The sequence below is a fragment of the Terribacillus aidingensis genome (genome assembly GCF_040703035.1).
Lineage (GTDB): Bacteria > Bacillota > Bacilli > Bacillales > Amphibacillaceae > Terribacillus.
Window position 1 is genome coordinate 408,475 of the sequence record NZ_CP159996.1, and the last position, 20,991, is coordinate 429,465.

Genomic DNA, 20,991 nt, shown 5'->3' on the forward strand with positions numbered 1-20,991 from the left:
ATATCACCCTTTCAAGAGTAAAATTTATCTATATAGCCACTGCACTGCGTTAAATGTTGCATTTCCTCCTTCGGTAAAGAAGGCAACACCGTTACTATCCTTTGCTGGGAATATCCTGGCGGTCATGACGGCTTCTCCGTCATTGATGAAAATTTCAACCGAGGATTGATCGACAAACAATCTGAGTGTTATTTTTGTTGCATCTAGTGCATAACGTCGAATGCTTCCATTGCCATTTTTCATCGCCGCACCTGACCGTGTTCGGTCCAAGACAAGATACTTAGAAACTGCGTCATAATAAAGCAGCGTTTCTTCCGTAACTCCAGTTCGAAATGAAATTCCGGCTTTTGCAGCACCTTCCATACACAGTTCGCAAATCAATTCATAAGAAGATCCATGTATTTCTTCGAGCTGGATTTTAGTATTGTGTACTGTATGGGAAGCAGTGTTTTTATCTTTTCGAAGCAGTTCCACTTCTTTGACAGGTCGCTGCAGCAGTATGCCATCTTTGATGGTAAGTTCTCTCGGCAGCGTAAGGCAATGTGCCCAGCCATGCATATCTGTTGGATAATCAGTATCGGGAAGTCCCATCCAGCCAATGAGGATGCGCTTCCCATCTGGTGAAAGGGTGGTTTGCGAAGCGTAAAAATCGAATCCTCTATCCATTTCCATGAAACTGCCATGCTGAAAGTTAGGTACTTCTGGATCAATGGGTTCTCCTATCAAGAAACCCGCCTGATGGATATTTTCAAAACGATTCTCTTCTGCTGGTAATCCTTGTGGACAAAAGAGAAGGACACCTTTTTCTCCTAACTCAAAATAATCAGGGCATTCCCACATATATCCGAAATCAGCAAGGGATGTTTTCAGCTCCCCGATGAATGACCAAGTATGCAAATCAGCTGATTTATAAATCAGCACACATCCCGTCTTATTCAGCCGCTGTGCTCCTAAAACAGCATAGTAGCGGTCATCTGCTTTCCACACTTTAGGATCGCGGAAATGGGCGGTGTAGCCTTGAGGGGGAGCATCGATGATTGGGGCGTCTTGTTTTGTGATATGCCCCTCTTGATCCATCACTGCAAGACATTGATAGGGATGCCTCACCCAGTCTTTATCCCTTGTATTTCCGGTGTAAAAGAGGTAGAGCTTTTCATCCTCAGCCAAGGCACTGCCCGAGTATGCGCCATGTGAATCATACTGCCCTCCGGGTTCTATTCCAATCCCCATATCCTTCCAATGAACCAAATCTGTCGATGTTACATGATACCAGTACTTCATTCCATGGACGGGACCAAATGGGTGCCACTGGTAAAAGAGATGGTATCGGTCATTGTAATACCCAAATCCATTTGGATCGTTCAATAATCCGGTAGGAGGCTGAATATGATAATGCTGTCTCCAAGGAGAGGCATTAACCTTCTCCGCCAGTTTCTCCAATTCATCAGGGGCAGCCTCCGATAATAGGCGGTATTTATCTGCATTTGTCATGTTATCACCACTTTCATAACGATTTTCGGAACCGGTTCCAAACAAGGTGAAAAAAAACCAAAGATTTAGGTCCGTAAGTAATGGAACCGGTTTCTTTGGTAATAGCATATACTGTGTCTTATATTATGTCAACGCTTTCACGTCTTATTAATTGCACAGGGTAGGTGGTGAGGTTCTCGCAGTATTCATCCTCGATAAGCTCTACAATTTTTTCACCTGCTTTTTTGCCAGCGTCTAGGTAATCGTATTTAACCGTAGTCAAAGCTGGTGTGACAATCTCTGCTGTATCATAACCTCCAAATCCGGCAATTGAAATATCGGCAGGAATTCGAAGGTTAAGTTGATGTGCTGCTTTGATTATACCCAAGGCGATGTTATCGGTTGCTCCGACAATCAAGGTAGCTTCCGTTTTGGAAAGGAAGCTTTGTGCCAGCACCATCGCATCTTGCATCCGGAAGCTTGTTTCCAGATAATCAGCATGGCAGTCATAATGTTCCAGTGCCTCGCGGAAACCGCGTTTCCGTTCGATTCCCACTGCAATATCACTTTCTGTAACGCCGAGGTAAATTATTTGACGATGCCCTTGCTTTACAACAAATTCACCCATCATCTTTCCTGCTTCATAATCGTCATGTATCAAGCTCGGGAGTAAAGGATGCTGCTGACCTACCAGCAGAATTGGTATACTTGCTTCTTTTATAGCTTGTAAGTGTTCAGTGGTAATTTGTGTAGACATGAGGATGATGCCTGCGACCTTCTGTCTGGCAAAGTTGTGAATCGCTTCAATTTCCCGGCTGACCTCTTGATTGGCACTTGCAATCAGTAATTGATAGCCCTGCCTGCGTAAGGATTCATCAATCCCCATCATTGTATGAGAGGCTGCAAAGGAATCCAGACGAGGTACGATGATACCGACCATAGCAGTTTTCTTAGCCTTCAGACTTTGGGCAAATGTATTTGGTACATAATTTTGTTCGTTTATAATACGTTCCAGCCTTTTCTTTGTAGCTGTACTGACAGAGCCGCCATTCAAATAGCGAGATACCGTACTTTTTGAAACTCCAGCCAGATCTGCAATATCCGCTATAGTCTTCATCTCTTTGTTCCTTTCAAAAAGCATTGATTTTCCTCAGTATACTATGAGAATGACGGAGTTGTCATAGAGACTAGATTTCGCGTCTCAATGCTCGCAGTACATCTACATTCGTAGCCTGTTTTGCCGGTCTGGATCCCGATAGGATCGTAACAACCAGACAAATGGTAATGCTAATGGCAGCTAATAGAAACGGAATAGATGAAAGCTGCAATGTGGCTGGTATTTCCTCTTCGAATATCTGCTCCAATATCACTGGAACTCCGGCATTCACAAGGAAGCTGATTAAATAAGCAACAGCTGTACCAATCAGTGCACCTGCTAGCCCGATGAACGTACTTTCCATAAGAAAAATTTGTTTTATTGTTTTAGGGTTTGCACCAATTGCTTTCATGATGCCGATATCCGGTGCGCGCTCGGTCACTGCCATCGTCATGGTATTGTAAATCCCGATGGAGGCAATTAGTACTGCAATCGTACCTACGATTATGAGTCCGGCTTTCGCAACATTGAACAGAATGTTGATGTTTTTCAGCTCCTCCAAATTCGAATAAGCTAAATAGCCTTTCTCATCCAAGGAGTTCAGGATAGGTTCTACTGCTTCTGCATTGGAAGCATAAACTTCTACTTGGTCGTACAGCGGATCTCCCTGCTCTGTATAGCTGTCTGTTACATCTAATGCTTCATCAAGCGTTCTTTTCAGTTCAGGAGTTGTCTTCACTGAATTCGTGTAGATGTATTCGTTTGCCGGTGCTGCTTCAATCCCGACAATTTGGACTTTTTCCGTTGCTGTGCGAGGCTCGCTCCCGTCTTCCGGAAGAGTGGATGCCTCGAGCTCGATTTCTTTGTTGAGGACCTCTTCCTCGTATAGATATTCAGGCTTTATCGTACCATCCTCTGCAAACTTGTCCTTTTCTTCGACGCCATCTTTCCCCAAGAATGCAGCAAAATCACTGCTGACGACGATCTCATCCTCTTTCTCCGGCAACCTCCCGCTGCCAAGTTCGATTCCTGCCTGTTTTTCGTTTTCAAAATCAACAGCAATAGCGGAAGGCATCTCGTTCGTGTAACCATCTAAATGAAAGTTAGTTTCACCAAGACTTTGAATTTGCCGTACAGCATCTACATTCTCAATTTGCTTCAATTCAGTGATATTTTCAGCCGTAAAACCTAGCTGTTCTTCATTATCAGTACCGTATATATCAATTTTTGTAACAGCCCTGCTTTCCAGCTCGTCTTTGATTAAGGAGTCATGCAGACCAAACCCGACAGACGCTAGTACAATCAGGAAACAGCTCCCCATAGCGGCTGCAAGTATGGTCATGAACACACGAACTTTATTCTTCTTCATATTCTGCTGGACAAAACGCCATTTATCTTTGAATGTCATACCGGCATCACACCTTTCACTTTTTGCATCTGACCGTCCCTGATCTCCAGCTGTCTGTCCGCAATTGCTGCAACTTCATGGTCATGTGTGATGATAAGGAAGGTAATGCCTGCTTGTTTATTCAGCTTTTGAATGAGAGAAAGAAGTTCTGCTTCGGTATCGCTATCCAAGCTTCCAGTCGGTTCATCAGCCAGTATCAGCGGCGGATCAAGTATTAGTGCTCTGGCTATCGCAACGCGCTGCTGCTGCCCGCCTGATAGTTCGGATGGATAATGATCCGGAAATGCTTCCAGCTCGACTTGCTGTAGCATGTCCGCTACTTTTTGTTTGCGTTTTTGTTTCGATGTTCCGTTCAAAATGAGCGGCAATTCGATATTTTGAGCTGCGGTCATACTCGGTATCAGTTGGAAGTTTTGAAAAATATAACCGATATGCTGTAAACGGAAGTCTGCTAATTGTCCTTCGTTCCAGCCGGTGATCGGCGTCCCATTAATTTCTACTTGCCCACTTGTTGGCTGGATAAAGCCGCCAATAATATGCAGTAAGGTCGACTTGCCAGAACCGCTTTTACCGACGAGGCTTACAATTTCTCCTTTTTCCACGCGCAAATCAATCCCGTGTAATACGGGTACTATCGTTTCTTTCGCTTTCTTTCCCATCGTATAGTGATGAGATACTTGTTTGATTGTTATCATTGTTTCTCCCCCTGTTTTAGCCTGCTATTAATAACGACGGCAGCAAGAAGGAAAAGTATACAAAAAAATCCTGCTGTCTTATCGGACAGCAGGATCCCGGTGCTTATTTATTTCTTCTTTTGGCGGAAACCGCCGGCGATATCCGCGCGTTTGAACTCTTTGCGGAATGTTACTTCACGGGCATCAGATAAACTGACGCCATTCATGCGTACAGGCTGATAGTTGCCGTGTTGCTTAGCCATGCGATCATCTCCTTTTTACAGGTTATCAAAAGTGTGCCCATGGCCTTTATAATCTAAACAGGGGTTGCATCTTCTAAAAGAACCGCTATAATAAAGGACAATATATTGAGCCGATAAGAAAGAGAGTACTGCAGCTGGAAACTATAGCGAGTCCCGGACGGTGGAAGCGGGACGCGGAAAGCAGCAGGAACCGGACTTTCTTGGCTGCATCCCTGAACGAACGTTAAGTAGGGGCTGCCGGGAAACATCATTCCCGTTATCCAATTGAGCAGGTCCGAACAGGACAATTAGAGTGGCACCGCGGATTAAAACCGTCTCTTCCAAGTGGAAGAGACGGTTTTTTTTATATTTGAAGGAGGAAATAATGTGTACAAATCAATTGCAGCAGAATTAGTAGCAAAAGCGTTGAACAAGCCAGCAGAGGAAATGACCCATCAAATCGAAAGACCGAAACAGCTGCAGCATGGAGACTATGCTTTTCCTTGCTTTTCGTTGGCGAAGGAAAAGAGGCAGTCACCGCAGAATATTGCAGTAGAACTAGCAACAGGTTTAACACATGAAGTGTTTTCATCTATCACAGCAGTTGGTGGGTATGTTAATTTCACACTCCATAAAAAGCTTGCCGGCAGCAGCGTGCTGAAGGATATTCTTCAGCAGCGCGCAGCATACGGAAGTACAACTATCGGACAAGGGCAGACAGTTACTATCGATCTGTCTTCTCCTAATATTGCAAAGCCTTTTTCAATGGGGCATCTGCGCTCGACCGTAATTGGGAACAGCATTAGTCTTTTGCTGGAAAAGCAAGGCTATGATGTTGTAAGGATCAACCATGTAGGTGATTGGGGTACACAATTCGGCAAGCTGATTTGCGCTTATGAAAAATGGGGTGAGGAAGTGAAGGTGCGTGCCAACACGATTCCGGAGCTTCTGAAGCTGTATGTCCGTTTCCATGAAGAAGCAGCGCACAATGAACAGCTGGAGCAAGAAGGGAGGGACTGGTTCCGAAAGCTCGAGCAAGGAGATGCGTATGCAAATAAGCTCTGGAGCTGGTTCCGTGACGTATCAATGGAAGAGTTCGATCGTGTTTATAAACTGATGGGCGTACGCTTTGATTCGGACGCAGGAGAAGCTTTCTACAATGACAAGATGGAACGTGTTGTAGAGGAGTTGGAGCAAAAAGAACTGCTTAGTCTGTCGGAAGGTGCCCAGGTAGTACGCCTGGATGAATTTGAACTTCCGCCTAGTCTGATCAAGAAAAAAGATGGCGCTACACTATATGCAACGCGTGATCTTGCTGCAGCTATCTATCGCAAGGAAACATACAAATTCTCCAAAAGTCTGTATGTTGTCGGACATGAACAGAGTTTACATTTTCAGCAGCTGAAACTAGTGCTAGAGAAAATGGGCTATGAATGGGCTGAAGGAATCACTCACATCCCATTCGGCATGGTACTGCAGGATGGCAAGAAAATGTCGACCAGGAAAGGAAAGCTAGTACTGCTGGATAAAGTGCTGGAACAGGCAATCCATTTGGCAGATGCTAATATAACTGAAAAAAATCCAGGGTTGGCTAATAAGGAAGAAGTCGCAAGACAAGTCGGCGTTGGTGCTGTCTTATTCCATGACTTGAAGCATGAACGTATCCACGATATAGAGTTCTCGTTGGAAGATATGCTTCGTGTGGAAGGAGAGACAGGGCCATATGTGCAATATACGCATGCTCGAGCTAGTACGTTGCTGGCTAAGGGAGGAGAATTCCAGGACGGTTCGGAAGTCGATGAAGAGACAGCAGTAGCTGCTTGGCCGATTCTTTCCCTGCTGCTGCAGTTCCCGGAAGCAATCGCCAATGCCGGAACCAACTACGATCCTTCCAGAATCGCCAAATATGTGATTGATCTTGCCCAAGCGTTCAACAGCTATTATGGAAAAGTGCGTATCCTTGAAAAAGATGAAAAACTCGGTGCACGATTGGCAATTGTCGAAGCTGTTGCATCCGTTTTGGAGGAGGGTCTTCGACTCTTGGGGATTCACGCACCGACACAAATGTGATTAGCTCCAGATCGAATTGCCGGTAACAGGATCCAGCTGCGGAATTGGGACTTTCGGAATTTGCTGCAGCGCTTGGCTGTATTCGCCTGACTTGTCCGTTTTCGTGTCAAAGGACATACCATCCGGATAAGCACCAAGTACTTGAAAATCATTAGATTGCTGCATCCGTTTGTGGGCTGTACCGGCAGGCAGCACAATGACATCACCATGAGAGATTTCCAGCTGTTCTCCATCCGGTCCGCCTAGCTGAACAGTTGCATGGCCGCTCAAAACACCCAGTACTTCATGGACAGTACTGTGATAGTGGTGATACGGGAAAATGCCATTGACCCAGCTGTTTCTCCAGTTATTGGATTTGAAAACCTCCTGCATCGTATCAGTATGTTCGAAAGCATTCTTATAATAAAGAACAGGAAGCTTATTATTTGGATAGATGCCATCGTCATGAAAATGGAATTTTGCATGATGTGCCTCCTTTTTCTTTGTTATTTACCCGACTGTTCATCAATTGAAATTCCTTTTTATACAAAATGTACTATTTATCATGCGAGTCTACGTTTATAATACGGATAAATAACTCACAGACAGGCGGTTACGCATGAAAATAAAAGCATTCTTTGTCGCGTTGTCGGGTCTTATCATTCTTACGTTGTGCAGTGGAGGAGTTCCGAAACAGCAAACAGAAGCGGTTCAGGCAGTGCAGCAAAAAATAGTGGAGCTGGAACCAAAAGAGGTGCCTGATAGTAAGTCAATTTCCGTTACTGCTATCGGGGATGTGCTCCTGCATAGCTCCATTTATTATGATGCAAGTACAAAGACAGGCTATGATTTTGATCCGATGTTTCAAGATGTTAAACCCTATTTAGATAGAACGACGCTCACTGTTGCCAACCAGGAATCGATTATGGGCGGGGAAGCGCTAGGCGTATCCACTTACCCGAACTTCAACAGTCCTGATGAAATTGGCGATACCTTGAAGGATGTTGGAGTCGATGTAGTCACGATGGCTAACAACCATACATTGGACAAAGGGGAAACCGGGGTGAAGCATGCTACTGCTCAGTACGAGAAAATCGGTATGGCATATACTGGAGCGTATGCGAACAAGGAAGATAGTGAAAAGCTAACGATAGAAGATACAGCAGAAGGTATCTCGGTTGCCTTTCTTAGCTATACGTATGGAACAAACGGTATTCCTGTACCGCAAGGTAAGGACTATCTGGTCAATCTGATTGACAAGCAGAAAATAAAATATGATATCAACCATGCAAAACAGCAAGCAGATGCTGTTATTGTAAGTTTGCATTTCGGTGTAGAATATGAAGATGATCCTAACGAGGAGCAAAAGGATCTTGCGCAATTCGTTGCTGACCAGGGAGCAACAGCTGTTTTAGGTTGTCACCCGCATGTGCTGCAGCCAGTTGAATGGCTGAGAGGAAAAGAGGGGAATAAAACGCTCGTCATTTATTCTCTCGGGAATTTCATTGCTGCCCAGGAGGAAACGGATCGGCGTATAGGTGCGGCTTTTCAATTCGATATTGTAAAAGACGGAAAGACCGTGACTGCGAAGGAGCCAAGAATGCTGCTGACGTATTTATCTTTTTCGGATTGGCAGCATTACCGAGTTCAGCCGATGTATCAATTGCCGGAAATGAAAAGTGCTTATGAAGCGAAGAAGAAGCATATGGCGAAGCTTGCACCAGATCTTTCCTTCATTGAGAAAGATACATCGAGCTAAACTGCTTGATTTCCGCCTTGTGTGTACCGTATCTTAAGAAGGAAAAGCAGAAGGGGGAAACAAACAATGGAACAAATCAATACAAGAGAAAAGTTCAATGAAGTTATCGTGAGTGAAGAGCCGGTCATCGTTAAGTTCTTCGCAGACTGGTGTCCGGACTGCACACGTATGAATATGTTTATCGATCAGGTGCTTGCGGAATATGGCAATCATAAATGGTATGAGCTTAATAATGATGAAGTACCCGATGTTGCAGCTGAGCAGGACGTAATGGGAATTCCAAGTATTCTCCTATTCCAAAACGGTGAGAAGCTGGCGCACTTGCATAGTGCAAATGCGAAATCTCCTGAAGAGGTTATCGCATTCCTCCAACAGCAGCTTGGGTAACTATTTGTAAACCGAAAAGCTTTCCTGATCAGCAGGAAAGCTTTTTTTATAGCAGTATCTTTTCTTTGACTAAAAATGTTTCCTTTGGTAAACTTGCGCTAATAACAACAAGAAAGAAGCGATCTTTATGGATAAAGAACGAGACAAGGGCTGGCTTAGCAGAGCTAGGGATGCAAGTCTGGAAGAGTCGAACCATAGTGTGGCTATTCCGGAGAATGGGAGCTTCTTCAAAAAGCTATTCGCCTTTATGGGTCCAGGTGTACTTGTGGCAGTTGGTTTCATTGATCCGGGTAACTGGGAGACGTCCATTTCAGCTGGTTCTTCCTTTGGCTATATGCTGCTTGCTGTCGTCCTGCTTTCCAACTTAATTGCCATGCTGATGCAGGGGCTGGCCGCCAAGCTCGGAATCGCAACTGGCCGTGATTTAGCGCAGGCGACAAGGGATGCCTTCCATCCGAAAGTGGTCGTGGTACTGTGGATGCTGACAGAGCTGGCCATTATAGCAACAGATTTGGCCGAGGTTTTGGGTTCTGCCATAGCACTTAATTTGCTATTTCACATACCGATCATGGTGGGCATAATCATTACAGCGTTGGACGTCCTTTTGCTGCTTCTATTGCAGAAAAAAGGATTTCGCTGGATGGAAGCGATCATTACCGTACTGATGATCACCATCGCGGGCTGTTTTCTTTTCGAGTTGATTTTTTCGCATCCTGCTCTTTCGGAAGCATTGAAAGGCTATATCCCTTCGCCGGAAATTGTGACCGACCCATCGGTCTTATTCCTAGCGCTTGGTATTCTCGGTGCAACTGTTATGCCGCATAACCTGTATCTGCATTCCTCTATCGTGCAAACAAGGAATTATCGGGATACAGAAAAGGGTAAGAAGGAAGCAGTGAAATTCGCATATATAGACTCGACCTTCTCACTCGGGGTTGCTTTCTTCGTCAATTCAGCAATTCTAATCCTTGGTGCAGCTGCTTTCCATACTATTGGGCAGCATGTGGAAGGAATTGAGGATGCATACAAGCTGTTAAGTCCTGCTATTGGTGCGGGTGCTGCCAGCTTCCTTTTCGGGTTTGCACTGCTTCTATCTGGTCAGTCTTCGACTATTACAGGTACATTGACTGGACAGATCGTCATGGAAGGATTCATTCAGTTCCGCATAAAACCCTGGGTCAGACGGCTTGTTACAAGAATCATCGCCATCATTCCTGCGCTGATAGTCGTGGGGATCTACGGTCCTTCCAGCACAGGTGATTTGCTTGTTTGGAGTCAAGTAATTCTTAGCCTGCAGCTATCCTTTGCAGTCATCCCGCTTGTATTGTTTACAAGCAGCAAGAAAAAGATGGGTACTTTCGTGAACAAGCCTTATATTAAAGTGTTGGCGTGGGCAGCCACAGGATTAATAGTCTCGTTGAATGCATTCCTGCTCGGATATATGATCGTGACAGGGCATGCCTTATAAAGCCGGTTTCCAGCCGGCATTTTTTATTTGCCAAAGTTTAACCGATCCAATGCGCAGGGAACATTAATAGGGAAGGAGAGGAGAACGATGCAAACATTCGAACACGCTGTATATCTAGTGAATGGAAATATGGACGATGACCTCATGGAACGGAAACTGGGACAAACATTGCCAAAGCTTGCGGCATCGGTCAAACAGCTAGAGGTCATGCAAACGAACGATCTGGAGGAATTGGTGAACTACAGCAGGGAGGTTGCAGGAGACATTGATCTATTGATCATACACGGTGGTGACGGTACCATCCATCAAGTGATCAATGTTATTGCACCTTTACCTAAGCGTCCGACAGTTGCGATCATTCCGGGAGGTACTTGCAATGATTTCAGCCGCATGTTAGGGTTGCCGCAGAATTTAGGGAAGGCAGCTGCAGCAATCGCTGACGGGAAGACCGCTTCGATAGACATTGGCCAGTATGAGGAATCGTACTTCTTGAATTTCTGGGGAGTGGGGCTGATTGCGGATGCATCGAATAACATCGATGAAGATCAGAAAGCCCGCTTAGGCGTACTATCGTATTTTATCAGTACCTTAAGAACGGTTAACCAGGCTGAACCATTTTCATATCAAATGGAAATCGATGGTGAAAATGTAGAAGGAGAAGCAGTTATGATTCTGGTAATGAACGGCCGTTTCATCGGTACAAGAGAGTTCGCAGGGCCAAATATAAGGCCAGATGATGGTAAGCTGCATGTAATATTTGTGAAAAATTCCAATTTGACTAGCTTTAAAGAGCTTCTCCAGATTAAACAAGATAAAACAGTTCTATCTGATCTGACTGAGGTAGGAATTCAGGAAGCTGAAAAAATTCGCTTCTTGTCTCCTGCGGGTAAACCAATTGATATGGATGGAGAAGTTTATCAGGAAACATCTGGTGAGGTAAAAATCCTGCCAGGACACCTTGAAATGATAATTGGAGAATAGTTTGACAATTCGTTCCATAACCTCTATACTGGAAATACTTACAAGGAAAAGGAGGGGAATCAGATGTTGCACACACTTTCGCGTGAAGCCGATCAAAATCTATTGCATCGCCGCGCGATTATTCATGGTTTTGTTGGTAACGGGATACGTATGCCCTTTTTTACCAACTAAATAATGGATAATGTGCAGGATCTATTTCTCTACAGCAGAAAGAAAAGGCGTTTCAGAGAGAACCACACCCTGCGTGTGGTTTTTTTGTACCCTTTTTTAGAATTTGTCAGAGTCAGACAGTCTTGCTGTCTGGCTCTTTTTTTTATAGAAAAGGAGCGAATAACATGTTAATTACATTAAAGGACGTCAAGAAAATCATGGGCGGTAATATATTGTTCGAAAAGCTGAACCTGGAGCTGAAGCCGGGAGAAAAGCTTGGTTTGGTCGGTCGAAACGGCAGTGGTAAATCAACGATCTTTAAATTGATCACCGGGACGGAGATATGTGATGGTGGGCAAGTGTTTATACGCAAGCAAGCAAAAATAGGTTATTTAGAGCAAATTCCAGTTGGGCATGCCGGTACTGTGAAGCAGTACTTGATGGGTGCATTCGATGAACTTGCTGCGTTGCAGGAAAGAATGCGGAAATTAGAGGAGCAAATGCTGGATCCGGGAAAAATGGAGAAAGCACTGGCTGCTTATGGAGAGGTGCAAACTGCATTTGCAGAAGCAGGCGGCTATGAAATGGATGCAAACATTGCCCGGACAGCAAATGGGTTGCACATTGGACAGCTGCTGGAAGAACCTTTTGCCAAACTGAGTGGAGGAGAGAAAACAAAGGTGGGCTTGGCGTATGTACTCCTGCAGCAGCCAGATCTCCTGCTGTTGGATGAACCGACAAACCATCTTGATCTGTCAGCTATTGAATGGCTGGAAAACTTTCTGGCGAATTACGCAGGAGCTGTATGCGTCATCTCGCATGATCAGTATTTCCTGGATGCAACTGTATCCCGGATTGCTGATTTAGAGGATGGGGAGGTGACGGTTTATACCGGCAACTTCACCTCTTTTCTGAAACAAAAGGAAGCGAAGCTCCTGCAAGAATTCGAAGCATATAAGGAACAGCAGAAAAAGATCAAGAAAATGAAGGAAACAATCAAAAGGCTGAAGCTGTGGGCGAATCAGGCAAATCCGCCGAATGAAGGATTGCATAAGCGTGCGCGTAATATGGAACGCGCATTGGAGCGGATGGAGAAGCTGTCCAGGCCTAATATTGATCCGGCAAAGATGAGGCTTAAACTTGCTGCAGACGAGCGCAGCGGCGAAGATGTCATCCGCATGGAAGCAATCAGAAAGTCCTTCGGTGAACGAGAAGTGCTACGGGATATCATGCTGCATTTGCGCTATAAAGAAAGGGTAGCTATTGTAGGGGATAACGGCAGCGGCAAGTCGACATTAATCAAAATTGTCCTTGGCAGTTTACGTGCTGACAGCGGAATCGTTAAGATCGGGAGTGCAGTGCAGGTGGGTTACCTGCCGCAGCATCCATTGGAGGATGCGGATCCCGCCATGCGGATGATTGATTATTTCCGAACGGTGATTTCTGTGGCGGAAGCAGAAGCAAGACATATGCTGGCAGCATTCATGTTCTACGGGTACGCGGTGTTCCAGCCGATTGGGCGCTTGAGCGGAGGAGAAAGAATGCGGCTGAAACTTGCCATTTTTATGCATCAAGGTATCAATTTGCTTATCTTGGATGAACCGACGAACCATCTGGACTTGGAATCAAGGGAAGTTCTGGAGGAAGCTCTGGGGCGTTTTGATGGAACGGTGCTTGGTATCAGCCATGATCGACATCTGCTGAATACCTGTTTTGATCAGACAGCTTACCTGGAAAATGGGGTGCTTCATCGTTATCCGGGTAATTATGAAGAGACAAAAGACCAATGGAAGATAGTTAAACAATAAAAAGCTGCGAGCAATGCTCGCAGCTTTTCTTTATGCTGTCGGAATTCCGCCAGTGATGCTGTATACCTGTGCACTTACATAGCTTGATTCTTCAGACGCAAGGAATACATACACGCTGGCAAGCTCAACCGGCTGTCCTGCACGTCCGGCAGGTGTTGGCGGTGTGTTGGAGCCGAATTCAGGGATGTTTTCCTGCAGCTGTCCGCCGGAAATTTGCAATGGTGTCCAAATTGGCCCCGGTGCAACAGAGTTCACGCGGATTCCTTTATCGGCAATCTGTTTTGCCAGACCTTTTGTGAAACCGATGATTGTGCTTTTCGTAGCTGCATAATCCAGCAACATTGGAGAAGGATTGAAGCCTTCCACAGATGTCGTCGTAATGATCGAAGACCCCGCTGGCAAATGCGGAAGGGCGGCTTTTGTCAGCCAATAAAGCGGATATACATTTGTTTCAAATGTCGCTTTCAGCTGCTCGGTTGTCAAATCTGCAATGTCCTCTACAGCTTGCTGCTTACCAGCGACAAGTGCAAGGATATCAAGACCGCCTAATTGTTCGACTGCTTCCTCTACAAGCTTATAGTTGAATCTCTCGTTTCGAAGGTCTCCGGGTATAAGTACGGCCTTTCTCCCTTCTGCCTCAATTAGTTCTTTTACTTCTTCGGCATCTGGCTGCTCTTCTGGTAGGTAGTTGATAGCTACATCGGCACCTTCTCTTGCGTAAGCAATTGCAGCGGCACGGCCGATACCGGAGTCACCACCAGTAACCAGTGCTTTTCGTCCTGTCAGTTTTCCGGATCCTTTATAGCTATCTTCTCCGCAATCAGGCTTTGGATCCATATCCTTCTGCAGACCGGGCGGATCCTGATATTGTTTCGGATACGTATCATGGTAATATTGTGTTTTTGGATCTTTTGGCAATTAAGACAGCTCCTTTTCGTTTCGTATATATGCTATTGATACCACGTTTCATTTAAATCAAACTGCATATTCGAAATGTAATGGGTTGCATGAAAAAAAAGCGGAACTTTGCTGAAAATGGGTTTTAAGTACTAGGTGCAGGGGTAATATTTGGTAGAATGCATTGGTAGGAGACAAAAGGAGAATGCAGATGAGACATCGCAATGTAGAAGTATACATCAGTGATCATTGTAAGCAATGCGAGCAAGTGATGGAGCAGCTTGATAAGTGGAATATTTCTTACAGTGTCAAAAATATCACAAACGCGCCCGCTGTATTGAAGGAAATGCAAGCACATTCCGTTTACAGCACTCCGCTTGTCCTGATCAATGGTGAAAAGGTTCTCGGATTCCAAAAAAACAAGCTTCAGCAAATGCTTGGCCTTATCAATAGAATGCAGTCCACACGGGCACAGTTCAGCTATTGAGCAAAAATCAACGTATCTGCGGTGGTTTTTGCTTTCTTTTTAATGTTAAGAATAACGCCCTTCCTTCGCCTAACATACGATAAAGGAGAAATAGGAAAGGTGTGTGGAGATGTATTATTACAATACGACAGAGCCACGCTCCCATGTACAGCAGCAGATGAGCGATGGCCGGCAGCGTTATTATTACGAACCTGTTTATCAAACCGAGCCTAAAGAGCAATTTAATGATACGATGAATACTCATACATGGATGCAAGCAAATGTAAATGTTGGTGATACTAACAGACAGACCGAGCCTTATGCCTACAATCCATATCCTCCTGAGTATTTCAGTCAGTGGGGAGGCTGGCAGCAAGCACAGCAAACGCAGCCGCCGCAGCAGGTAACGCCGTATGAGTATTTCAAAAAACCACCTCTTGCGCCGTATTGGCATGCATATGCCCAGCCGACAAATATCCAGCAGCCAAAGCAGCAAGCGCAGCTGACAAAAGGGCTGGCAACTTACTTTCAAGATAAGAATGGCCAAATGGATATTAATAAGATGATGTCGACCGTCGGACAGATGGCGTCGACAGTTCAGCAGGTTTCTCCAATCGTCAAATCACTCGGTTCTTTTTTGAAGATACTGAGATAAACAATAAGGAAAGCGAAGATGATCGAATGACAGGAATATTATGTATCCACGGCTTCACAGGTGGTACGTACGAGGTGGAGCCCTTAACTGAGCATTTAATGAATCATACGGAATGGAAAGTGGAAATGGTTGCTCTGCCTGGTCATGGAAAGCCGCTTGATCTATCACTCCGGAATGTTGGACATAAGGAATGGATCGAGGCTGCAGAAGAAGCATACGAGCGGCTTGCACAAAGTTGCTCCCATATTTACGTTATTGGGTTCTCGATGGGAGGGATGATTGCTTCCCACTTGGCTGCGAAATATGGTGCAGACAAGTTGGTGCTGTTATCCGCTTCGGGTAAATATTTGAACTGGAAGCTGCTTACTGCGGAAGCTTGGCAGAACATGAAAAACCATGGGAACGACGATGTACTGGATGATTTAAATACGCTTCGAAAGAAAAAAAAAGGGAAAATTCCGTTTCGTGCATTCTGGGAATTCAAGAAATGTGTAGATTATACAAAAAAAGCATTACCTGCAGTTTCCTGTCCCGTATTCATTGTGCAGGGAATTCAAGACAGCATGGTGCCGCATCGTACTGTAAACTATTTGCACAAACATCTTGGCTCCCAGAAGCAGAAAATGGTTCTCTTTGACGAATCGAGGCATCTTCTATGCCTTGGTCCGGATATCGACCAAATCTGTACGCAAGTGGAGGAATTTCTGCTTGAGGCTTAATATTTGCCGGTGAGTGTTTAAGATCCATCCTAAAGGAGAAAATAGAAACAAAGCTGTGAAAGCCGGTAGGACTGCTGCTTGAAAATAATATAACGATTTCCAAAGATCTGTTAGACATTTGGAAGGGCTTTAATGAAAAATATTACACGTATATATACGTGTAATCATAGATATAGGTAGAATTCGGATAAATAGTGTGTTACTATAATTAAATCCAATGAATGCTTGCTTAAGGCCTCTTCCCAAGCGTGGAGGAAGGCTTTTTTATTGTGTATAACTGCCGTGCTTCATCAGTGAGACTTTTTTTATATAAAGGAGTAATTAGAAATTGACAACATTTAGTTCATTAGGTATTTCGGAACCAATTTTAAAAGCATTAGATAAAATGGGATTTGAAGAGGCTACACCGATCCAAGCCGAGACAATTCCATTCGCCCTGGAAGGAAAAGACGTACTAGGTCAAGCGCAGACTGGTACTGGTAAAACTGCTGCCTTCGGTATCCCGATGATCAGCAAAATCGATCGCTCTAAACGCCAAATCCAAGGTTTGGTTATTGCACCGACACGTGAACTTGCTATCCAGGTAGGAGAAGAGCTTCACCGTCTTGGTCAATTCAAAGGAATCCGTACACTTCCAGTATACGGTGGTCAGCATATGGACCGTCAGATCCGTTCACTAAAAGAAGGCCCGCATATCGTCGTTGCGACACCTGGCCGACTGCTTGACCATATCCGCCGCAAAACGATCAATATCAGCAATGTTCACACTGCTGTATTGGATGAAGCAGACGAAATGCTAAACATGGGCTTCATCGACGATATTCGCGAAATTCTTTCCTCTATCCCTGAGGAGCGTCAAACATTGCTATTCAGTGCAACGATGCCGAAAGAAATCCGTGATATCGGTACGAGATTGATGAAAGACCCTACAGAAGTTAAAGTAAAGTCAAAAGAAATGACTGTTACGAACATCGATCAGACTTACATCGAAGTTCAGGAAAGACAGAAATTCGATACACTTTCCAACTTGCTTGATATCGATGAGCCAACATTGGCAATTATATTCGGCAGAACGAAAAAACGTGTTGATGAAGTGACAGAAGGCTTGCAGGCTCGCGGTTTCCGCGCAGAAGGTATTCATGGTGATCTTACACAAGGCAAGCGTATGTCCGTGTTGAACAAATTTAAAAATGGCCGTGTAGAAATTTTGGTAGCGACTGACGTTGCTGCACGTGGTCTTGATATCTCTAACGTAACGCATGTATATAACTTCGATATCCCACAGGATCCGGAAAGCTATGTACACCGCATCGGTCGTACAGGACGTGCTGGTAAAGCTGGACAAGCTGTCTCCTTTATCACGCCAAGAGAGATTTCTCACCTGCACTTGATTGAAAAAACAACGAAGAGCAAAATCGCACGCAAAGATGCTCCGACTAACGACGAAGCTGCACAAGGACAGCAGCAGATCGCTATCGATAAAATGATGCGTACGATCGAAAACAAAGATCTAAAAGCATACAACGAAAAAGCAAACGAGCTGATCAACCAGTTCGGTGCTGAAACAGTTGTTGCAGCTGCTTTGAAAATGCTGACAAAAGAGCGTCGTAATACACCGGTTCGTATTACTTCCATTGCTCCAATCAGCGTAAAAGGCAACTTCAAGGACAAAAAGAAATACCGTGGCGGCGGTTCCCGTGGCGGTAATGGCGACCGACGTGGCGGCTATGGCCGTAACAGCAATTCGCGTGGCCGTAACTACCAAGGACAAGGCAAACGCAATGGCAGCGGAGGCGGCGGCTACCGCGGCAAACGCAACAACGATAACTAATTAAAAAAAGACACCTGAAAGGGTGTCTTTTTTAATGGCAAGAGTCTTGGAGTATTATTTCCAAGGCTCTTTTTTCATTCAAAAACGAAACAAATTTCCAGTCGAAACGTATGGTAAAACTGAAGAGGGGGAAGAACATGAAGTCACAGCCACGTAACAAAATTGCAGTCAATGCAAAGAAGGTTTGGCGCATCAATGCCAGCCTTTATATGCTGCTTCCAGTCATTGTAGCAGGGGTTCTTACGTACTTCTGGAATACCTGGTCCATTCCGGATCCTATCATTTATATTGCTTGGGCTATTATCGCCGCTAGCTTGATCTTCTTTATCTGGCTGCTTCCAGCGCTGCGATGGAGAAGGTGGCGTTATGAAGTGTTTGAGCAGGAAATATACATACAAAGCGGCATCTTCATTGTTACGCAAACGATTGTGCCGATGATCCGGGTGCAGCATGTCGATACCGAGCAAGGACCGGTGCTGAAGAAATTCAGTTTGGCCACGGTATCTGTCTCAACAGCTGCAACGACACATAATATACCAGCATTGGCTTTGGAGGAAGCTTTGGAGCTGCGTGATCGTATCGGGATACTTGCTCGTGTGGAGGAAGAAGATGTCTGAACCGAAAAGGATGCATCCAATCAGTATCGTCCTCCGGATGCTGAAGCTCATCAAAGACGCCATTGTTCCACTTGCTATTGCATTTATCGCATTACTGAGGGATATGACTAAGTTGTTTTGGTGGAGTCCTTTCGCACTTATTGGGGTTATCTTACTGCTAAGCGGTCTGTTTGGATTTTTATATTGGTACCGATTCACATATCGGATGGAAGATGATGAACTCCGAATTGAATCTGGGGTTTTTATAAGGAAAAAGCGTTATATATCCCGACATCGTATCCATTCCGTGAATACAAGTGCAAATATCCTTCACAGACTTTTTGGTCTGGTTAAGCTGGAGGTACAGACAGCAGGTGGCGGAAAAGAGGCGGAAGGGATGATTCCGGCCCTTTCCCAGTTGGACGCTGCGGCGATACAGCAGTTTGTAAAAAGGAAAGAGAATATCGTTCTACAGGAGAATACGGAGGATGCACCGATGCGAGAGGAGCGGACCAGCTATCGGCTCAGTTTCCGCCGCTTGCTAGTCGCTGCTGCTACCTCGGGCGGCACGGGTGTCATTTTCGGGTTCCTTTTTGCAATTACACAGCAAGCAGATGAGATAGTTAATATAAATATCTATTCTTTTGCTTATGATTGGCTATCGCAGCAGAGCTTGCTTCTATCAATCATCTTTGTCATCGGCAGCTTGGCGTTGACATGGATGGTGGCCATGGTTGGAACGATATTAAAATATTGCTTCTTTGACATAACCAAGCAAGGGAATGAGCTTTCCATACGAAGAGGTCTGCTTGAAAAAAGGGAAATGACCATACCGTTGCATCGAATTCAAGCACTGAAAATAGAAGAAAATATCTTTCGCCAGCCATTCGGATTACTTGCGGTGAGCGCAGAAATTGCAGGTGGAGCAAGTGATGCTGACAAAAATAGTTTTTCCACTGTCCTTTTCCCGCTGCTGAAAAAAACTGAGCTCGCTAATTTTCTTAATGAGCTGTTACCTGAATTTGTAGTGGAGCCGAGCTTTAGGAAGCCGCCGAAGCGTGCATTGCTTCGGTATCTATTTCTCCCATTGCTCATTACTGTTTTAGCAACCGGAGTGCTAGTCTACTTCTTTGGCGGGTACGGGCTGCTGGCTCTTCTGCTCGTCGTACTTACCATTATCTTCGGTATCCTAAGCTATCGGGACGCTGGTGTATCCTGGGAGACAGATATGCTTACGATGCGGTACAGGGAGCTGACACGAGTCACTGTCCATGTGAATCGTAAAAAGGTACAGGCTTTCTATGGATCCCAGCATTACTTTCAATCAAAAAAACAGCTTGGTACATTGAAGATTGCTGTTGCATCAGGAGGGACAATGGGAAGCAGATTCAAGGTGAAGCATCTGGAAGAAAAGGATACAAAGAATGCATCTGACTGGTATTCCTTCCGCAGTTAAAAAGAACCGCACAACATTTGTGCGGTTCAATTCATATAATCGTAGATACCGATAAGCACTAAAGCTGCGATAACAATCCACATGATAACCTTCTTATTGGTTCGTTTCCCATACGGACGTTTTTTCCAGCGGTCAGCATCAAAGCCTGCATCGTCATCACGCTGGCGAGGTCGTTTGTTTCGATAAATGGAGAAAGGCTTTGCTTTTATAAGAAAGAGTGGAGCTAGTACAAATCCTGCCACAGCTCCAGCTAGATGTGCTGTGAGGTTTATATTTGCGGAAAACAATGACATTACGATACCGACAAGGAAGATGATGACGATCAATTGCGCATTTCCGGGATCTATCAAATGCTTGCGGAAATAAACCATAAACAGGTAAATTCCAAACAATCCATAGATTGCACCGGATGCTCCTATATGACTGACAAAGCTGTAAGGATCAAGTACATAAGTCACAGCATTTCCAACAATTCCGGTCAGCAAGTAAAACAGGATGAACTTCAGTTTCCCTAGCATTTGCTCGAGAGCTGGTCCGAATATAACCAGGGAGAAACAGTTGAAAAGCACATGCGAGATGCTTCCGGGTGCGTGCAGGAAGATAGGTGTTACGAGCCTCCAGTATTCTCCGCCAGAGATGAAGAGATTCACACCTGCTCCAAATTGATAGAGGCTGCTTCCGAATTCAGTTGGCAACAGGCCTGTTATAATCCAAAGCAGCAGATTAACTGCTACGATCAAGCTGATGACAGGATAAGCATATAAATATTCTTTAAAGCTTTCATTTCTGCGGAACAATCCAATCCCTCCTTCATACCTTCTTTTAGCTAACAGCATAGCGTAATCCAATGAAAATTGCTTGTCATAACATCTTATAACT

21 protein-coding genes are annotated in these 20,991 nt (G+C 44.8%); 13 read left to right on the forward strand and 8 right to left on the reverse strand.

All coding sequences use genetic code 11. The features are described 5' to 3' along the window. Positions 1–24: 24 nt before the first annotated feature. From ABXS78_RS02250 to ABXS78_RS02270, 5 genes are all read right to left on the reverse strand, one after another. Complete coding sequence (locus ABXS78_RS02250) at positions 25–1,491, reverse strand: sucrose-6-phosphate hydrolase (RefSeq protein WP_366248746.1); 1,467 nt, start codon at positions 1,489–1,491, stop codon at positions 25–27. 118 nt (positions 1,492–1,609) lie between these two features. Further along, positions 1,610–2,611, reverse strand: coding sequence for a LacI family DNA-binding transcriptional regulator (locus tag ABXS78_RS02255; RefSeq protein WP_366248747.1), 1,002 nt, complete (start codon positions 2,609–2,611; stop codon positions 1,610–1,612). 46 nt (positions 2,612–2,657) lie between these two features. Further along, positions 2,658–3,974 carry an FtsX-like permease family protein gene (locus ABXS78_RS02260; protein WP_366248748.1) on the reverse strand — a complete coding sequence of 439 codons (1,317 nt, stop codon included), beginning with the start codon at positions 3,972–3,974 and terminating at the stop codon, positions 2,658–2,660. Next, entirely contained in the window at positions 3,971–4,669 is a 699-nt protein-coding gene (locus ABXS78_RS02265) for an ABC transporter ATP-binding protein (protein WP_366248749.1), read from the reverse strand. The genes ABXS78_RS02260 and ABXS78_RS02265 overlap by 4 nt, the downstream gene beginning before the upstream one ends. A gap of 107 nt (positions 4,670–4,776) precedes the next feature. Next, positions 4,777–4,875: a YfhE family protein gene (locus ABXS78_RS02270; protein ID WP_286160789.1), complete on the reverse strand. Its 99-nt coding sequence runs from the start codon at positions 4,873–4,875 to the stop codon at positions 4,777–4,779. A 402-nt stretch (positions 4,876–5,277) separates the two neighbouring features. Between ABXS78_RS02270 and argS the strand changes: the two genes are divergently transcribed. Next, positions 5,278–6,960 (forward strand): arginine--tRNA ligase, encoded by a 1,683-nt coding sequence (gene argS / locus ABXS78_RS02275; protein ID WP_366248750.1) that lies wholly within the window; start codon positions 5,278–5,280, stop codon positions 6,958–6,960. Here the strand turns inward: argS and ABXS78_RS02280 are convergent, their stop codons facing one another. After that, positions 6,961–7,332, reverse strand: coding sequence for a cupin domain-containing protein (locus tag ABXS78_RS02280; protein ID WP_366248751.1), 372 nt, complete (start codon positions 7,330–7,332; stop codon positions 6,961–6,963). A 226-nt stretch (positions 7,333–7,558) separates the two neighbouring features. Between ABXS78_RS02280 and ABXS78_RS02285 the strand changes: the two genes are divergently transcribed. The 6 genes from ABXS78_RS02285 to abc-f all read left to right on the forward strand — a co-directional run bounded on the left by ABXS78_RS02285 (position 7,559) and on the right by abc-f (position 13,492). Then, a complete protein-coding gene (locus ABXS78_RS02285) occupies positions 7,559–8,698 on the forward strand; it encodes a CapA family protein (protein WP_366248752.1) in 1,140 nt (379 codons plus the stop codon). 66 nt (positions 8,699–8,764) lie between these two features. After that, positions 8,765–9,085, forward strand: coding sequence for a thioredoxin family protein (locus ABXS78_RS02290; RefSeq protein WP_366248753.1), 321 nt, complete (start codon positions 8,765–8,767; stop codon positions 9,083–9,085). Positions 9,086–9,212: 127 nt separating this feature from the next. Continuing rightward, positions 9,213–10,553, forward strand: coding sequence for an Nramp family divalent metal transporter (locus tag ABXS78_RS02295; protein ID WP_366248754.1), 1,341 nt, complete (start codon positions 9,213–9,215; stop codon positions 10,551–10,553). 87 nt (positions 10,554–10,640) lie between these two features. After that, positions 10,641–11,534, forward strand: a complete 894-nt coding sequence (locus tag ABXS78_RS02300) for a YegS/Rv2252/BmrU family lipid kinase (protein ID WP_366248755.1) — start codon at positions 10,641–10,643, stop codon at positions 11,532–11,534. A gap of 63 nt (positions 11,535–11,597) precedes the next feature. Next, positions 11,598–11,705 carry an RAxF-45 family protein gene (locus tag ABXS78_RS02305; protein ID WP_353615327.1) on the forward strand — a complete coding sequence of 36 codons (108 nt, stop codon included), beginning with the start codon at positions 11,598–11,600 and terminating at the stop codon, positions 11,703–11,705. Between the two features lie 164 nt (positions 11,706–11,869). Beyond that, positions 11,870–13,492 carry a ribosomal protection-like ABC-F family protein gene (gene abc-f, locus ABXS78_RS02310; protein WP_366248756.1) on the forward strand — a complete coding sequence of 541 codons (1,623 nt, stop codon included), beginning with the start codon at positions 11,870–11,872 and terminating at the stop codon, positions 13,490–13,492. A gap of 30 nt (positions 13,493–13,522) precedes the next feature. On the opposite strand, the gene ABXS78_RS02315 is transcribed toward abc-f, so the two are convergent. Beyond that, entirely contained in the window at positions 13,523–14,410 is an 888-nt protein-coding gene (locus ABXS78_RS02315) for an SDR family oxidoreductase (protein ID WP_286160785.1), read from the reverse strand. A gap of 190 nt (positions 14,411–14,600) precedes the next feature. On the opposite strand from ABXS78_RS02315, the gene ABXS78_RS02320 reads away from it, so the two are divergent. The 6 genes from ABXS78_RS02320 to ABXS78_RS02345 all read left to right on the forward strand — a co-directional run bounded on the left by ABXS78_RS02320 (position 14,601) and on the right by ABXS78_RS02345 (position 20,112). Next, a complete protein-coding gene (locus ABXS78_RS02320) occupies positions 14,601–14,876 on the forward strand; it encodes a glutaredoxin family protein (RefSeq protein WP_366248757.1) in 276 nt (91 codons plus the stop codon). A gap of 109 nt (positions 14,877–14,985) precedes the next feature. Beyond that, on the forward strand, positions 14,986–15,510 hold the full coding sequence (locus ABXS78_RS02325; RefSeq protein ID WP_366248758.1) for a YppG family protein: 525 nt from the start codon (positions 14,986–14,988) through the stop codon (positions 15,508–15,510). A gap of 26 nt (positions 15,511–15,536) precedes the next feature. Then, positions 15,537–16,229: an alpha/beta fold hydrolase gene (locus tag ABXS78_RS02330; protein ID WP_366248759.1), complete on the forward strand. Its 693-nt coding sequence runs from the start codon at positions 15,537–15,539 to the stop codon at positions 16,227–16,229. A gap of 328 nt (positions 16,230–16,557) precedes the next feature. After that, positions 16,558–18,060 carry a DEAD/DEAH box helicase gene (locus ABXS78_RS02335; RefSeq protein ID WP_366248760.1) on the forward strand — a complete coding sequence of 501 codons (1,503 nt, stop codon included), beginning with the start codon at positions 16,558–16,560 and terminating at the stop codon, positions 18,058–18,060. 137 nt (positions 18,061–18,197) lie between these two features. Continuing rightward, on the forward strand, positions 18,198–18,677 hold the full coding sequence (locus ABXS78_RS02340; RefSeq protein WP_366248761.1) for a PH domain-containing protein: 480 nt from the start codon (positions 18,198–18,200) through the stop codon (positions 18,675–18,677). Further along, positions 18,670–20,112 (forward strand): PH domain-containing protein, encoded by a 1,443-nt coding sequence (locus ABXS78_RS02345; RefSeq protein ID WP_366248762.1) that lies wholly within the window; start codon positions 18,670–18,672, stop codon positions 20,110–20,112. The genes ABXS78_RS02340 and ABXS78_RS02345 overlap by 8 nt, the downstream gene beginning before the upstream one ends. Before the next feature lie 26 nt (positions 20,113–20,138). Here ABXS78_RS02345 and ABXS78_RS02350 read toward each other — a convergent pair whose 3' ends face one another. After that, positions 20,139–20,909, reverse strand: a complete 771-nt coding sequence (locus ABXS78_RS02350; protein WP_366248763.1) for a rhomboid family intramembrane serine protease — start codon at positions 20,907–20,909, stop codon at positions 20,139–20,141. Positions 20,910–20,991: the final 82 nt, after the last annotated feature.

Bases quoted from the DNA above. Each gene is read 5' to 3' on its own strand.
- ABXS78_RS02250 (WP_366248746.1), bottom strand. From the start codon at position 1,491: ATGACAAATGCAGATAAATACCGCCTATTATCGGAGGCTGCCCCTGAT.
- ABXS78_RS02255 (WP_366248747.1), bottom strand. From the start codon at position 2,611: ATGCTTTTTGAAAGGAACAAAGAGATGAAGACTATAGCGGATATTGCA.
- ABXS78_RS02260 (WP_366248748.1), bottom strand. From the start codon at position 3,974: ATGACATTCAAAGATAAATGGCGTTTTGTCCAGCAGAATATGAAGAAG.
- ABXS78_RS02265 (WP_366248749.1), bottom strand. From the start codon at position 4,669: ATGATAACAATCAAACAAGTATCTCATCACTATACGATGGGAAAGAAA.
- ABXS78_RS02270 (WP_286160789.1), bottom strand. From the start codon at position 4,875: ATGAATGGCGTCAGTTTATCTGATGCCCGTGAAGTAACATTCCGCAAA.
- ABXS78_RS02280 (WP_366248751.1), bottom strand. From the start codon at position 7,332: ATGCAGGAGGTTTTCAAATCCAATAACTGGAGAAACAGCTGGGTCAAT.
- ABXS78_RS02285 (WP_366248752.1), top strand. From the start codon at position 7,559: ATGAAAATAAAAGCATTCTTTGTCGCGTTGTCGGGTCTTATCATTCTT.
- ABXS78_RS02290 (WP_366248753.1), top strand. From the start codon at position 8,765: ATGGAACAAATCAATACAAGAGAAAAGTTCAATGAAGTTATCGTGAGT.
- ABXS78_RS02295 (WP_366248754.1), top strand. From the start codon at position 9,213: ATGGATAAAGAACGAGACAAGGGCTGGCTTAGCAGAGCTAGGGATGCA.
- ABXS78_RS02300 (WP_366248755.1), top strand. From the start codon at position 10,641: ATGCAAACATTCGAACACGCTGTATATCTAGTGAATGGAAATATGGAC.
- ABXS78_RS02305 (WP_353615327.1), top strand. From the start codon at position 11,598: ATGTTGCACACACTTTCGCGTGAAGCCGATCAAAATCTATTGCATCGC.
- abc-f (WP_366248756.1), top strand. From the start codon at position 11,870: ATGTTAATTACATTAAAGGACGTCAAGAAAATCATGGGCGGTAATATA.
- ABXS78_RS02320 (WP_366248757.1), top strand. From the start codon at position 14,601: ATGAGACATCGCAATGTAGAAGTATACATCAGTGATCATTGTAAGCAA.
- ABXS78_RS02325 (WP_366248758.1), top strand. From the start codon at position 14,986: ATGTATTATTACAATACGACAGAGCCACGCTCCCATGTACAGCAGCAG.
- ABXS78_RS02330 (WP_366248759.1), top strand. From the start codon at position 15,537: ATGACAGGAATATTATGTATCCACGGCTTCACAGGTGGTACGTACGAG.
- ABXS78_RS02340 (WP_366248761.1), top strand. From the start codon at position 18,198: ATGAAGTCACAGCCACGTAACAAAATTGCAGTCAATGCAAAGAAGGTT.
- ABXS78_RS02345 (WP_366248762.1), top strand. From the start codon at position 18,670: ATGTCTGAACCGAAAAGGATGCATCCAATCAGTATCGTCCTCCGGATG.